Origin of the sequence: Nocardia sp. NBC_00508 (assembly GCF_036346875.1) — a bacterium.
Taxonomy (GTDB): Bacteria; Actinomycetota; Actinomycetes; order Mycobacteriales; family Mycobacteriaceae; genus Nocardia.
The window spans coordinates 469635-484364 of record NZ_CP107852.1 but is presented as its reverse complement, the minus strand read 5'-3'; the positions used below and the strand labels follow the sequence as shown (position 1 = coordinate 484364).

The window sequence follows — 14730 nt, the reverse complement described above, 5'->3', positions numbered from 1 at the left end:
CGCCTGATCGCCACGGTCGTAGCGCGCGGGACCCTCAATGGCGAAATTGAGCTGGCGATAATCGAGATCATTGATCAGACTACGGTCCGTTTCCCGCGAATCGATCCCACGGACCCGCCGCGCGATCTCTTCGTCGGTTTGTCCGATCCCGGAGACCCGACGAAGTTCGTCAGCGACCCCTCTCAGTGGGTGCTCGTGAACTTCGGCTACACCCTTTGATACCCCGCGCAGTCTTTGGACCAGCTCGAGGAGTGCCCTACGCAGCAGTGTGATCCCCGATCTCGACGAGTGGTTGTGTCACCGAATTCCGGCATCGTATATCCCTGAAGTCTGGCGTCGGTTGTGCGAGGTGAGGTCTCAGTTGCGACGGCGGAAAACGACGTCACCAGGGTGTGTCGTCGACGTGCGAGGGTCGTTCCTCCGGGCGGATGGTAGCCGCGCGGCAGACCTGAGCTGCGGGCCGCGCAACCGGGGCAGCGGGCGCCGTCTGTCAGTCCGAGGAAATGGGGGTCGTCTGGGCCAGGCCAATCTTCCAACCGTTGGAAGCCCGTACGATCACGTAGGTCAGGGCACCAGTGGCCGGCGGGGTCATCTCAGCATCTGGACGCTGGTCGTGCACGGTCTTAACACAGCTGACGAGGGCGGCGTCGGCGGTGAGTGGTCGGATGTCGATCACGTCGACGCTGGTGCGGACATCCCCGAGTCCGCTGCCCAGGGCCGCGCTCATCGCCGCCTCGAAGGCGTCGCGCCCGAGAAGTCGGCGGCCGTAGAAGTTGACGATCGCCGTTGCTTCGGTGTGCAGGCCGGGGAGTACGGCGGCGTCGGACTGGGAACGGTCGGCGAGGGCTACCAGGTCACGAATGGCACGCTCGTCCTCGACCGAAAGTGCCACCGGTCCCTCGGTTGCGGTGGGCTGTGGGCTGTTGATCGAACTCATGCAACGCAGTATTCGATCTTAAGCCCACTCGAGGTCAACAGGCCAAGATCACGACGTCGAAATTCGCCGATACAAACATCTCCCGATCCGCACCGACGCCAACATCCACCGACGTGACGTCACAGATCACCGAGAGAACCACTGCGAAACACCGCCACATACGGCTGCGAGTCACACACGTGCGGTACGCATAGCCGCCCAACTCCGCCACGCCGGAACGGGGGCGGCTGCCGGTCCGGTCTCGGGCCGATGCCCCCGATGGTGCCGACCGCCGCGGAGGCGTCCAGCCAGAAGCTGTCGATCCTTGCGGGGCGCGAAGGACGGCTGCTGCGCAGTACCTCGGCGGCGGGCCGCGGCCGTCGAACGATCAGCCGGGTCCGTAGGTCAGGATCGCCGTGACGACGAACCACAGGACCCAGACGAAGGCGATGACCATGCCGATCGCCAGGACGGTGCGCATCACCGCGCGGCCGAGATCGAGGTCGCCCGGCTCCCGCGGATACAGCTTCCACGGGCTGTACCACGGCGCCTGGATGACGGTGGACGCCCGCGCGTCCCGCTCCAACTGGGCGAGCTCCTCGGCGTACGCCTCGGCCTGCGCCTGATTGGGACCACCGTGCCACAGCGTGATGTCGATCGGGCCGAGGAAGCCCTCGGCGAGCAGGTCCTGCGGAGCGGGCAGATAGGGCAGGATGCCGAGACCGCGGAACGCGATGGCGACGTCGTTGGCGGTCCAGAGGAATTTCTCCTCCGCGGCGAGCGCGTCGAAATAGTGCCGGAGCCGGACGGGGTCGTCGCCGATGATCACGTCGAAACTCGGATCGGCCCACGCCTGCTCCAGCCGCAGTTGAGCGCCGGGCAGCGGGACCACCAGCGCGACCCCGTGCACGACGCGCTGCCCGAGACCGCGGGCGGCCAGCCATTCCTGCAGTGCGAAAGTGTGCTCCCGCGACTTCTCCAGCGGCGTGCGGCGGTCGCGGCTCTCCGTCGCGGCGGGCTCGCCGTTGATCGTCCACGGGCCGTTCAGCGGGACCTCCAGCGCGCCGTCCTGCCGGGCCACGAGCCCGTCGGCCTCGATCACCACGCAGCTGGTCGGTGTCCAGATCACGGCATCGAACTGGTGCAGCCGATCCTTGTGGAACAGGCTGCAGTTGATCGTCGCGACACCGTGCGGACTCTCGGGGTCCTTCCAGGTGCGCAGCCAATCGATCAGCGCGCGCTCGGCATTGGTGCCTGCGGCGTTCTGCACTCGCACGAGCATTGGCGACCGCCCTTCACGTCGACACGACAGGGGACAGGATACGAGGCGCCGCGCCGAGTTCGCCGTGCCCATGCCAACTCTCGGCGTGTCGCGCGTGCGCCAGCGGCGGTCCGGCTCGCCGCTACTGCGGCTCTTCGGCCGCGATACGGCCTGCTCGGACCGCCTCGACCAGCTCGGCGTGATCTGCCTCGGTCCGATCGGCATACCGCACCGCGAAAGCGGAAACCGCGTCGTCGAATCGCTCGTCGCCGTCCAGATATCCCGATAGCAGACGTGGGTCGAGCGAGCGCGAATGAGCCCTGGCCAGCAGCGCGCCCGCGAGCCTTCCGTAGTCGTCGAGATCGCTCGCGGGCAGCTCGGCGGGATCGATGCTGCCCTTCAGATTGCGGAATTGCCGTACTATGAACGGCAATTCGACGCCATCGCCGGTTGGGTCGAGCGTGGTCCAGCCCAGCAAGATGTCCGATTCGGACTGAACGAGCCTGGCGCCCTGCACGATTCGCTCGCCCTCGTGCCGCACGGAGCGAGCGGGCAGGAACGGAGCCAGCGCCGAGGGATTGGCCTGCTTCACTTGCAGCACCAGCGCCTCGCCGTCGTTGCCGTGCAGCAGCGCGAGATAGCTGTGGAAGCCGACACTGCCGGTGCCGACGATCCGGAACGCGACGTCGGACATCGCGAATCGGGCCAGCAGGTTGCGCCGGGACTCGCGCAGGCTCTCGGCATAACGCTCCAGCCCGCCGGTCACCGCCTCGGCGATGTGCTCGTCCACCGCGGTGAGAATCGGTGGGTCGCTGACGAATCGGTGCATGCGGATACCGGTCTCGTGGTTCTCCAAGTGCTCGGTCCACTTGGCCACCACCTTGGCGCTGGTGTTCTTGCGCGCCTTCTTCGCCGCCTTCTTGAAGTCGTCGACCAGGGCGTCGGCCTTGGCCTCGGTGATCACCGATTCGTCCGGGAGCGCGCTCCAGGACTCCATGAACGGCATCGCGGCGAGCGCGTCGACGGCGAGGCGGTAGGAGCGGGCGGCGTCACGCGCCGCGGTGCGGCAGTCGTCTTCGTCGGCACCGGATTCGCGTCCCGCCAGGACGAGGCTGGCCGCCAGCCGCTCCAGATCCCATTCCCACGGCCCCGCGACGGTCTCATCGAAATCATTGATGTCCATGATGATTTCGCCGCGCGCCGTGCCGTACAGGCCGAAGTTCGCCGCATGCGCGTCGCCGCACAACTGGGCGGACAGGCCACTGTCCGGGCCGCCCGCCAGATCGGCGGCCATCAAACCCGCCGCGCCACGGTAGAAGGTGAACGGCGAGGCGGTCATCCGCCCGATGCGCAGCGGTATCAGGTGTGGCAGCCGCCCCGCGTTGCTCGCCTCGATGAAGGCGAGCACGTCCGGACGACGCACGCCGGTCGCCTCCCGGTCCCGTGCGATTACCGGAACCCGCTGACGCAGCGCGCGCCCCTGGGCGCGGACCTCCTCCGCCGGCACGAAGGAGCGCAGGTCGATACCACTGTCTGACACAACGGATCACGGTAGCCGGTACGAGCCGCGCGCCGATGCGGCGGTCGGCTCATGGCGCCGGGACCGGCGGCGGCACCGGCTCGATCGGCAGCCGCAGCGCGCCGGGAGCCTCGGTGGGCACCGCCGGACGCGCGGGCGCCACCGGCGCGATGCGCCGGTAGACCGCGCCCAGTTCCGGCCGGGTGTCGGGTTCGCCGCGGTTCGGCCAGAACGCCATCGCGCGCTCGGCCTGCGCGGTGATGGTCAGCGAGGGGTTCACGCCGAGATTGGCGGTCACCGCGGAGCCGTCCGCGACGTGCAGGCCGGGATGCCCGTAGATCCGCTGGTAGGGATCGATCACACCGGTGCGGGAGCTGTCGCCGATGACGCATCCGCCGATGTAGTGGGCCGTGGCCGGGATATCGAACACGTCCATGATCAGGCCGTGGGTGTCGCCGTCGACCTTCGCGCCGAACCGGCGGCCGATCTCGTGGGCCAGCGGAATCCAGGTCGGATTCGGCTCGCCGGTGCCCTGCCTGGTGCGCAGCAGCCCGCGCCTGCGGAACGAGGTCAGCGAGTTGTCCAGCGACTGCATGATCAGCAGGATCACCGACTTCTCCGACGCGTGCCGTGCGTTGAGACTGCGCAGAAAGACCAGCGGGTGCAGCACTATCGCGAGCAGGAAGCGCAGGAAACGGAACGCGCCGCCGTCCACGATCGGCACCGACATCGGGAACAGCGCGTTCTGTCCCTTGCCGTAGTGGCACACCTCGACGTGGGTGTCGGCCTCCGGATGGATCGAGGAGGTGATCGCGATGCCCTCGGCGAAATCGCGGCGGGTCCGGCTGACCACGTTGAGGATCGCCTCGGAATTGCTGCGGGTCAGCTCGCCGAGCCGGGGCGAGAGGTGCGGCAGCGCCCCGTCGTCGCGCATCTTGTGCAGCAGTTTCTGGGTGCCGAGGGCGGCGCCCGCGAACACCACCTGCTCGGCGGTGAAGATCCTGCGCTGCTTGCGGATCCAGCCGCCGGACCGCTGGGTGTCGACCGCGTAGCCGCCGCCGGACAGCGGGCGCACGGCGGTGACCGTGGTCAGCGGATGAACCTGCGCGCCCGCCTGTTCGGCCAGGTAGAGATAGTTGGTGGTGGTCGTGTTCTTGGCGTTGTGCGGGCAGCCGGTGAAGCATCGCGCGCAATGCACACAACCGTTGCGGCGCGGGCCCGCGCCGCCGAAGTAGGGGTCGTCGACCTCCGCGCCCGGATCGCTTTCGTTGAAGAAGACGCCCACGTCGGTCGGGTGGAAGGTGTCGGCGACGCCGAGGTCCTCGGCGATCTCCTTGATCACCTCGTCGGCCGGGGTGGTGCGCGGGTTGGGCGCGACGCCGAGCATGCGCTTGGCCTGGTCGTAATAGGGCGCCAGCTCCGCGCGCCAATCGGTGATGTGCGACCACTGCCGGTCGGTGTAGAAGTTCGGCAGGGGTTCGTAGAGCGTGTTGCCGTAGATCAGCGAGCCGCCGCCGACGCCGGCGCCGGAGAACACGGCGCACTTGCCGAGCAGGCTGATCCGCTGTGGGCCGGTGAGGCCGAGGCGCGGCGCCCAGATCGATTTGCGCACATTCCAGTTCGTGCGCGGGATGTCCTCGGGATCCCACCGGCGACCTGCTTCGAGAACGCCGACCCGGTACCCCTTCTCGGTGAGCCGCATGGCGCTGACGCTGCCGCCGAAGCCGGAACCGATCACCACCACGTCGTAGTCGAATGCGGACATTGCTTCCTCTCGCTCACCGGACAATACGGTGAGAAACATTTCTACTCATTCTGTCACGGGCTCGCTGTGGCGGAAACCATCGTCGCACGGGACCGGCCGGGTGGATATCCGAGAAATCGGCGCGCGGAGATGGCGAGGGTAGGGGTCGGTGGGGTATGCACGGGGTCGTGACAACCGAATCGGGCACCGCGGAACCAGAGGAACGCGCCGACGGCGCGGGGCGGGGCGTCTTCGCCGACCGCATCCTGACCGTGCCGAACGTGCTGAGCGTGCTGCGCCTGCTGGGTGTTCCGCTGTTCCTGTGGTTGCTGCTGATCGAGCGGGCCGATGGCTGGGCATTTGCGCTATTGGTCGCCAGCGGCGTAACGGACTTTCTGGACGGCAAGCTCGCCCGGCTGCTCGACCAGTCCTCCCGGCTGGGCGCGCTGCTGGATCCGTTCGTCGACCGGCTGTTTCTGGTGACCACGCTGGCGGCTTTCGTGATCCGCGGCCTGATCCCGTGGTGGGTGGCGGCGCTCCTGGTCGGGCGCGACCTCGTGCTCACCGCGACGCTGCCGGTGTACAAACGCCGCGATCTCCCCCCGCCCGAGGTGATCTATCTGGGCAAGGCGGCCACCTTCGCGCTGATGTCCGCGCTGCCCTGGCTGCTGGCCGGGCAGATGGACTGGGCGGCGGCTGGTTTCGGGCGGGCCTTCGGCGGGGCATTACTGGTCTGGGGTACGGCGGTCTACGTGTGGACCGGCGTGCTATATACCGGCAGAGCCATCGCGGTCGCAAGAGCGATACCGGCTGTGGGGCATCGGACCGCCTAGCCGATAGAGTTTGCGTGCAACGTTCAAATGAAAGGACGGCCTGTGACCCAGACCCCCGAGGATCTGCGCTACACCGAGGAGCACGAGTGGGTACGCCGGATCGCCCCGACCCGGGTCCGGGTGGGCATTACCGACTACGCCCAGTCTCAACTCGGTGACGTTGTGTTCGTGCAGTTGCCCCAAACGGGCGCGGAGGTGGCCGCCGGGGACAGTATCGCGGAGGTGGAGTCGACCAAGAGCGTGTCCGACATCTATGCGCCGTTGAGCGCGAAAGTCGTTGCGGCGAACGAGAAATTGAGCTCGGAGCCGGAGACGTTGAACACCGACCCCTACGGTGAGGGGTGGCTGTTCGAGCTGGAGGTGAGCGATGCCGCGAGCCTCGACGTGACGCTCGGTGAACTGCTGGATGGCGCAGGTTATCAAGGAGTTATCGGGGGCTGAAGCAGCCTTCCCAGTTCTACCTGCACGGGTGCGGCCCGGCAGGGTACGGTCAATGCCAACAGATGCACCCGGCGGCTGTGCCGGGCATCCAGGGACTCGACGGCAGGTCGTGGTGCCACAGGTATCACCTGCTTGCATGGGATAATCAGGTTCGAGGAGGAGAGAAACGGTGAGCGAGAACAAAGACCCGGGTTACGGGGAGACCGCGGCCGAGACGACGTCGGTCTTCCGCGCGGATTTCCTGAACGAGGTCGACGCGTCGCGCGCCGGAGAGGTGACCGGCGAGCAGCCGGTCCAAGGGGTCGAGGGTCTGCCGGTCGGCGCGGCCCTCTTGGTCGTCAAACGCGGCCCGAACGCGGGCTCGCGGTTCCTGCTGGATCAGCCGACCACTTCGGCGGGGCGCCATCCTGACAGTGACATCTTCCTCGATGACGTCACCGTCAGCCGTCGGCATGCCGAGTTCCGTCAGGACGACGAGTCGTTCCAGGTCGTCGACGTGGGCAGCCTGAACGGGACATATGTGAACCGGGAGCCGGTGGACTCCTCGGAGCTGCAGAACGGCGACGAGGTGCAGATCGGCAAGTTCCGGCTGGTATTCCTCACCGGACCGCGCGCCCAGGTGACCGATTCGTCGGCGGGTGCGGGGAGTCTATGACAGCGCCGACGCTGGGTCTCACACCTCAGGAAGGGCTCGGGGTCATGAAGGACCTGGCGCGGTGACCGGTGCGGCGCAGTGGGCACGCGGAGGGATGTCGATCGGCTCCGTGCTCGACCTGCTGCGCCCCGACTTTCCCGACGTCACCATCTCCAAGATCCGCTTCCTGGAAGCGGAGGGGCTGATCCGGCCGGAGCGGACGCCTTCGGGCTACCGCAGATTCTCCGTCGCGGATGTCGAACGGCTCCGGTTCGTGCTGACCGCGCAACGCGACCAGTATCTGCCGTTGAAGGTGATCAAGGAACAGCTCGAGGCGATCGATAGCGGCGCGGCGACGCTCGGTGTGCGGGAAGCCCGCGCCCGAGCGCACTCCGTGCCGACCAGGGAGCCGGAGTCCGGGCGCGTCTCGCCGGATGGCGAGCAATCCACGCCGGGTTCCGAGCGCGGCGCACGCCAGGCGGCGGCGCCCCGGCGGCTGGGTGTCGTGCCGAACGAGATCTCCCCGGACGATCTGCGTTTCGATCACGAAATCCGGCTCACCAGGGCGGATCTGCTCGACCAGGCCGAGATCGATGACAGTTTCCTGGTCGATCTCATCCGGGCCAACCTGATCACCCCGGGGCCCGCTGGGTACTTCGACGCCGACGCGGTCACGCTGGCCAAGACGGCGCGGGCGATGGCCGAATTCGGTTTGGAGGCACGCCATTTGCGGGCGTTCAAGCTCGCGGCCGATCGGGAGGCCGCGCTCGTGGCGCAGATCGCCGCCCCGATCGCGAAGAGCCGCGACGCGGGTGCGCGCGCCCGCGCGGAGGAAACGGTGCGCGAACTCGCCGCACTGTCGCTGACATTGCATACCTGTCTGGTCAAGTCCTCGGTCCGGAGTTCGCTGGGGGGCTGACCCTCGGCAGCCCAGGTCCGTGGGTTTCGCCGACCCAATACACTGATTTCGGCTGTGCAGACGGATCGCTGGACCGGTGCGGGTTCGCCTAGACTCGTGGTACGGCGAGCTCTGCAGCGGTCATGCCGGGCCGGCGGCGAGTATGGGAGGCAGTGCGATGAGCGAAATGCGCGTGATCGGCATCCGTGTCGAGCAGCCACAGAACCAGCCCGTGCTGTTGCTCCGCGAGGTGGCGGGCGATCGGTACCTGCCGATCTGGATCGGGCAGGCGGAAGCGACCGCGATCGTGCTCGAGCAGGAGGGGGTGACCCCGATCCGCCCACTGACGCACGACCTGATCAAGGTCCTGATCACCGAACTCGGGCACACCCTCAAGGAGGTCAGGATCGTGGATCTGCAGGAGGGCACCTTCTACGCGGACCTGGTCTTCGAGAACGATCTGCGGATCTCGGCGCGGCCGTCCGATTCGGTTGCGATCGCCTTGCGGGTGGGTTGCCCGATCCACGCCGAAGAGTCCGTCCTCGAGGAAGCCGGACTCGTCATGCCGGACGAGCGCGAGGACGAGGTGGAGAAGTTCAAGGAGTTCCTCGAATCGGTGTCCCCGGACGACTTCAAGGCGACCGACAGCTGAAGTAGAGGTCGAGAGTTTTACCGCGCGTCGCGTTTGGCTCGACGACGCCGCTCCCTGGACAATCGTGGGGAGTAATCTCGACAGTTGGGCCACGTCCGTTTCGGCCGAATCCGCACCGGTTCGGTCGGCGACGGAGCCGGGTCATCGATGAGGCTGGGAATGCGTCGGCGAAGCAAGGGAGTGGTCAGTGGCAGAGCAATCGCAGGATGTGGTACAGCCAGGCCTGTTCCCGGACGACTCGGTACCTGACGACCTGGTCGGCTATCGCGTCCCCAGTGCATGCCAGGTGGCCGGGATCACCTACCGGCAGCTCGACTACTGGGCGCGCACCGGACTGGTGGTGCCCTCCATCCGCAGCGCCGCGGGTTCGGGGAGTCAGCGGCTGTACTCGTTCAAGGACATTCTGGTCCTCAAGATCGTCAAACGGCTGCTCGACGCAGGCATCTCGCTGCAGAACATCCGCATCGCGGTCGACCATCTACGTAGCCGCGGCGTGCAGGACCTCGCGGGGATCACCCTCTTCTCCGACGGCACCTCCGTCTACGAGTGCACCTCTGCCGAGGAGGTGGTCGATTTACTGCAGGGTGGGCAGGGCGTCTTCGGCATCGCCGTCAGCGGTGCCATGCGCGAACTCACCGGCGCCATCGCGAACTTCCCCGCGGAACGCGCGTCGGCGGTCACCGAACGCCCTGAGGACGAGCTGTCGTTCCGCCGCAAGGCACGGATGAACCGTAAGACGGGCTAGACTCCGCTTCCAGGGTAGGACGATCGATAGCGCTTCCGCGGCCGGGCCAGGCAGGCAGCCTCCCGGTCGTGGTGCGTGGTAGTGCGGTCGCGGGAGGATGGAAGGGCCGCCGCGGCAGCGAGAAGGGGGCGCCGTGCAGGCAGCCGATCACATCACCGGGCTCGTCGGGCCGATCGGTCGCATCAGCGGGTTCCCGACCGTCGATGAGCTGAACCACTTCGCCGACGGGCTGGCCGCCGCGTATCCCGAAGGGGTGTCGATCACCGAACTCGGTCGGTCACGTGGCGGTGACCCGATTCGCGCGGTACGCGTCGGAACGGGGCGGCGGCACATCCTGGTGTTCGGCAACCCGCACCCGAACGAGCCCATCGGCATGGCGACCATCCGCCATCTGCTCGGCAGGATGGCCGTCGACGACGCCGCGACCGCGGGCGCTACCTGGCATTTCCTGCTGTGCGTCGACCCGGACGGGACCCGGCTGAACGAAGGGTGGTTCGCGGGCCCGCACACCAGGACCGGTGTGGCGCGCGGCTTCTACCGCCCGCCCGCGGCCGAACAGCCGGAATGGTGCTTTCCGACGGTATGGCGCGGCCGGTCCGTCGGCATCCCGCTGCAGGAGACGGAGGCCATGATGGCGCTGATCGACCGCACCCGGCCCGCGCTGATCGCGTCGCTGCACAACGCGGAGTTCGGCGGCGGATTCTTCTACACCTCCGGCGGCGAGCCCGAGTACTGGTCCGCATTGACCGATCGGCTCGCGGCCGCGGATGTGCCGATCTACCACGGCGAACCCGACGCGCCGGGTGCTCGCACCCTCGCGCAAGGGGTCTTCGAACTGCCGCTGTTCGGATCGATGGCCGACCTGCTCGCGGCGCAGGGCCTCGACGCGGTCACCGCGCTGGGCGGGGGCGGCTGCCGGGACTACACGGCGCGCTACGGCACGGCCATTCTGGTCTGCGAGTTGCCACTCTGGGTCGACGAGCGGATCGGCGACGGCTCGGCGGGCGACCGCGTGCTCGGTGACCTGCTCGACGCCACGGCGGCCGACTACCGGGCCTTGGCAGAGGTCGCATCCGAGGTACTCGCCCGGGTGGCGGACCGATTGAGCGGCCGCAGCCCGTTCGAGCGGTCGGTGCGCGCCTTGGTCGCCGGACTGCCCGGTCTCGCGGTGAGCAGGCAGGCTGCGCCGCAACGCAATCGGATCGCGACCCGGGGCGAGATCTTCGTGGGGCAGTACGACTGGACCGCGATGCTGCGGCTGCGGTTGGGCGGCATGCTGCTGCGGCTGCTCGACGACGAATACCGCCGCGACCGCGCGCCCGCCCTGGCCGCCGAACGCGACCGGTTCGCGGCGGTGTTCGACCAGTGGTGCGCCGACGTCGAGCAGAACGCACCGGGCGTCGCGGTGCCGCTCGAGCGCCTGGTGCGGATCCAAGCGGAGTCGATCATGCTCGCGGCAACCAGACTGCGTGACGGTCGGGCGATTTGACGGTGTTCGGACTTACTCATCGAGTGAGGTTCGGGACCCGACAGCCGATCTCGGGGGTACATGGGTAACTCGTCGGGTACGCCCAGAACTCGAGTGGCACCCAACGCAGGACCTGAACACAAAATCCCACGCCACCCGACCAGTACGGCCTAGAAACCCGGAGAGGCGGAGGAGCACATGGGTAACTCACCGGGAACGCCCAGAACTCAGCCAGGCACCTGACGCAGGACCTGAACGCAAATCCCGCGTCACTCACTGGTACGGCCTGAATACCCGGAGAGGCGGGGGAGTGAGGCGGGGGAGTGACGAGAACGACACGGATCGCGCGGGGTGCGCCGACGCGCTCCGGCGTGGCGTCGGCATACACTGACGGTGCGTCGCCGCCGTGCGGGAGAGTCTCGGTCTCGAAAAAAGTCCGGGCGCCGAAGGAGCAGCACCTCCCCGTCAATCTCTCAGGCAACAGGGACCGTGCGGGCTTCGGCGCCTCTGGAAAGCGGTGGCTTCGAGCCGCCCGCCCATGGGGAAAGGGGCTCGGCCACCGGTCGCGGCACCCGAATCTCTCAGGCGCCACGACAGAGGGGGAGGGCCGGTACCCGTCGACCGCGCGGTCGACCCCGACCCGACTTTGGGAGCTGTCGTGACTCGCTCATTCGCCGACCGCCACATCGGACCCGACCGGGACGAACTGGCCCGGATCCTGGATGTCGTCGGCGTGCCGTCGCTCGACGAGCTGGCAGCCAGGGCGCTGCCCGCCAGCATCCTGGACGGCACGGGCCTGACCGGACTGCCCGCCGCGGCGACCGAGCACGAGGTGCTCGACGAGCTCGCCCAGCTCGCGAAGTCCAACACCGTGGCCACCTCCATGATCGGCCTCGGGTACTACGACACGCTGACCCCGCCGGTGCTGGTACGCAACCTGTTGGAGAACCCCGCCTGGTACACCGCCTACACCCCCTACCAGCCCGAGATCAGCCAGGGCAGGCTCGAGGCGCTGCTCAACTTCCAGACCATGGTGTCGGAGCTGACCGGCATGGACGTCGCCAACGCGTCCATGCTGGACGAGGCGACCGCCGCAGCCGAGGCGATGACGCTGCTGCGTCGCGCGAGTAGAGCCAAGTCCGGACGGCTGGTCATCGACACCGATCTGTTTCCGCAGACCAGGACGGTGCTCTACACCAGGGCCGAGCCGCTGGGCCTGGAGATCGTCGAAGCCGACCTGTCCACCGGCGTGCTGCCCGACGGCGAGTTCTTCGGTGTGCTGGCGCAGACACCGGGGGCCTCCGGCCGCGTCGTGGACTGGACCGATGTCATCGCCGCCGCGCACGACCGTGGAGCGCTGGTCGCGATCGGCGCCGACCTGTTGGCGATGACGCTCATCGCGCCGCCCGGTGAACAGGGCGCCGACGTGTGCTTCGGCACCACCCAGCGCTTCGGCGTCCCGCTCGGCTTCGGCGGACCGCACGCCGGATACCTCGCGGTGCGTCAGGCGCAGGCCCGCCAGTTGCCCGGTCGCCTGGTCGGCGTCTCGGTGGACGCCGACGGAGACACCGCGTACCGGCTCGCGCTACAGACGCGTGAGCAGCACATTCGCCGGGAGAAGGCGACCTCCAACATCTGTACCGCGCAGGTGCTGCTGGCCATCGTGGCCGCGATGTACGCCGCCTACCACGGCGCCGACGGCCTGCGTGCCATCGCCCGCCGGGTGCACGGGCACGCCGCGGCGATCGCGCGCGGACTGGACGGGGCGGTGGTACACGATCGCTTCTTCGACACGGTGCTCGCGCACGTGCCCGGTGGCGCGGAAGCCGTTGTGGCGAAAGCCAAGTCGCGCGGGATCAATCTGCGCCTGGTCGACGCCGACCACGTCGGCATCGCCTGCGACGAGGCGACCACCGGCGCGCATGTCGCGGCGGTGCTCGAATCCTTCGGTACCGCGGTGTCGTCCGAGCCGGGGGCACCCGCGCCGGTCGCCGCGATCGAGAACCGTGCCTCGGAGTACCTGGCCCATTCCGCGTTCACGAAATACCACACCGAGACGGCCATGCTGCGCTATCTGCGCTCGCTGTCGGACAAGGACATCGCGCTGGACCGCAGCATGATTCCGCTCGGCTCCTGCACGATGAAGCTCAACGCCACCGCCGAGATGGAAGCCATCACCTGGCCCGGCTTCGCCCGCGTGCACCCGTACGCACCGGTGGAGGACGCGCCCGGTCTGCTGCAGGTGATCGCGGATCTGGAGCGCTGGCTGTCGGACATCACCGGCTACGACTCGGTGAGCCTGCAGCCCAACGCGGGCAGTCAAGGCGAGTACGCCGGGCTGCTGGCGATCCGCCGCTACCACCTCGACCGCGGCGACACCCATCGCGACACCTGTCTCATCCCGTCCAGCGCGCACGGCACCAACGCGGCATCGGCGGCCATGGCCGGGCTGCGCGTCGAGGTGGTGAAGTGCCGCGACAACGGGGATGTCGACCTGGACGACCTGCGCGCCAAGATCGCCGACCACGCCGACCGGCTGGCCTGCATCATGATCACCTACCCGTCCACGCACGGCGTGTACGAGCATGAGGTCGCCGAGTTGTGCGCGCTGGTGCACGACGCGGGCGGGCAGGTCTACGTCGACGGCGCCAATCTCAACGCCTTGGTGGGGTTGGCAAGGCCCGGCCGGTTCGGCGGTGACGTGAGTCATCTGAACCTGCACAAGACGTTCTGCATCCCGCACGGCGGCGGCGGTCCCGGTGTCGGCCCGGTCGCGGTCCGTGCGCACCTGGCGCGCTACCTGCCCGGCGATCCGCTGGAAGCCGGGTCGCACGCGGTGTCGGCGGCGAAGTACGGCTCGGCGTCGATTCTGCCGATCACCTGGGCCTACATCCGCATGATGGGCGCCGACGGCCTGCGCAGGGCCACGCTGTCGGCGATCGCGTCGGCGAACTACATCGCGCGCCGGCTCGACGAGTACTTCCCGGTGCTCTACACCGGTGAGCACGGCATGGTGGCGCACGAGTGCATCCTGGACCTGCGCGAGATCACCAAGCAGACCGGCGTCACCGTCGACGACGTGGCAAAACGCCTGGCGGACTATGGATTCCACGCGCCGACCATGAGTTTCCCGGTGGCGGGCACGCTGATGGTGGAGCCCACCGAGAGCGAAAACCTCGCCGAGCTGGACGATTTCATCGAGGCGATGATCGCCATCCGGGCGGAGATCGACCAGGTCGCCGCAGGTGTGTGGCCCGCAACCGACAACCCGCTGCGCGGTGCGCCGCATACCGCAGCGTCGCTGGTGGGGGAGTGGGAGCACCCCTACAGCCGGGAGGTCGCCGTCTATCCACGCGGCATCGGGCATGCCAGGGCGAAGGTGTGGCCGCCGGTGCGCCGGATCGACGGCGCGTATGGCGACCGGAACCTGGTGTGCGCTTGTCCGCCTCTCCTCGATTTCGGCCATACCAGCTAGAGCCTCGACAGTTGATCACAGGTCCCACCTGAGTGCCGATCGAGTGGGAGTTACCCATGTACTCCCGGAGATCGGCTGTTGCGTTTCGAGCCTCACCAGCTCGGCCGGTGTGCTTGCGCGCGGGGTGCGGCTGCGTTCGGTTAC

Annotated in this window: 12 protein-coding genes and 1 riboswitch; of the genes, 8 read left to right on the top strand and 4 right to left on the bottom strand. The window is 68.2% G+C overall.

Features of this window, described 5'->3' with window-relative positions; all coding sequences use genetic code 11:
* Positions 1-490: 490 nt before the first annotated feature.
* The 4 genes from OHA40_RS02040 to OHA40_RS02025 all read right to left on the bottom strand — a co-directional run bounded on the left by OHA40_RS02040 (position 491) and on the right by OHA40_RS02025 (position 5461).
* Entirely contained in the window at positions 491-937 is a 447-nt protein-coding gene (locus OHA40_RS02040; protein ID WP_330231362.1) for an SgcJ/EcaC family oxidoreductase, read from the bottom strand.
* 367 nt (positions 938-1304) lie between these two features.
* Entirely contained in the window at positions 1305-2198 is an 894-nt protein-coding gene (locus tag OHA40_RS02035; protein WP_330231361.1) for a nuclease-related domain-containing protein, read from the bottom strand.
* Between the two features lie 121 nt (positions 2199-2319).
* Positions 2320-3717 (bottom strand): DUF2252 domain-containing protein, encoded by a 1398-nt coding sequence (locus tag OHA40_RS02030; RefSeq protein WP_330231360.1) that lies wholly within the window; start codon positions 3715-3717, stop codon positions 2320-2322.
* A 49-nt stretch (positions 3718-3766) separates the two neighbouring features.
* The gene (locus OHA40_RS02025; RefSeq protein WP_330234013.1) at positions 3767-5461 is read right to left on the bottom strand and encodes a GMC family oxidoreductase; all 1695 of its coding nucleotides are present in this window, start codon (positions 5459-5461) and stop codon (positions 3767-3769) included.
* A 167-nt stretch (positions 5462-5628) separates the two neighbouring features.
* On the opposite strand from OHA40_RS02025, the gene OHA40_RS02020 reads away from it, so the two are divergent.
* The 8 genes from OHA40_RS02020 to gcvP all read left to right on the top strand — a co-directional run bounded on the left by OHA40_RS02020 (position 5629) and on the right by gcvP (position 14586).
* Positions 5629-6273: a CDP-alcohol phosphatidyltransferase family protein gene (locus tag OHA40_RS02020; protein WP_442943895.1), complete on the top strand. Its 645-nt coding sequence runs from the start codon at positions 5629-5631 to the stop codon at positions 6271-6273.
* A 42-nt stretch (positions 6274-6315) separates the two neighbouring features.
* Positions 6316-6714: a glycine cleavage system protein GcvH gene (gene gcvH, locus OHA40_RS02015; protein ID WP_330231359.1), complete on the top strand. Its 399-nt coding sequence runs from the start codon at positions 6316-6318 to the stop codon at positions 6712-6714.
* Positions 6715-6883: 169 nt separating this feature from the next.
* Positions 6884-7369: an oxoglutarate dehydrogenase inhibitor Odhl gene (gene odhI, locus OHA40_RS02010; protein WP_067479234.1), complete on the top strand. Its 486-nt coding sequence runs from the start codon at positions 6884-6886 to the stop codon at positions 7367-7369.
* A gap of 94 nt (positions 7370-7463) precedes the next feature.
* Positions 7464-8267 carry a transcriptional regulator FtsR gene (ftsR, locus tag OHA40_RS02005; RefSeq protein WP_330234011.1) on the top strand — a complete coding sequence of 268 codons (804 nt, stop codon included), beginning with the start codon at positions 7464-7466 and terminating at the stop codon, positions 8265-8267.
* 157 nt (positions 8268-8424) lie between these two features.
* A complete protein-coding gene (locus OHA40_RS02000) occupies positions 8425-8898 on the top strand; it encodes a bifunctional nuclease family protein (RefSeq protein ID WP_159848783.1) in 474 nt (157 codons plus the stop codon).
* 187 nt (positions 8899-9085) lie between these two features.
* Positions 9086-9643 (top strand): MerR family transcriptional regulator, encoded by a 558-nt coding sequence (locus OHA40_RS01995; protein ID WP_330231358.1) that lies wholly within the window; start codon positions 9086-9088, stop codon positions 9641-9643.
* Between the two features lie 133 nt (positions 9644-9776).
* Positions 9777-11132, top strand: a complete 1356-nt coding sequence (locus tag OHA40_RS01990) for a M14 family zinc carboxypeptidase (protein ID WP_330231357.1) — start codon at positions 9777-9779, stop codon at positions 11130-11132.
* Between the two features lie 378 nt (positions 11133-11510).
* A riboswitch (glycine riboswitch) is annotated at positions 11511-11611 on the top strand.
* A 158-nt stretch (positions 11612-11769) separates the two neighbouring features.
* The gene (gene gcvP, locus OHA40_RS01985; RefSeq protein WP_330231356.1) at positions 11770-14586 is read left to right on the top strand and encodes an aminomethyl-transferring glycine dehydrogenase; all 2817 of its coding nucleotides are present in this window, start codon (positions 11770-11772) and stop codon (positions 14584-14586) included.
* Positions 14587-14730 lie beyond the last annotated feature (144 nt).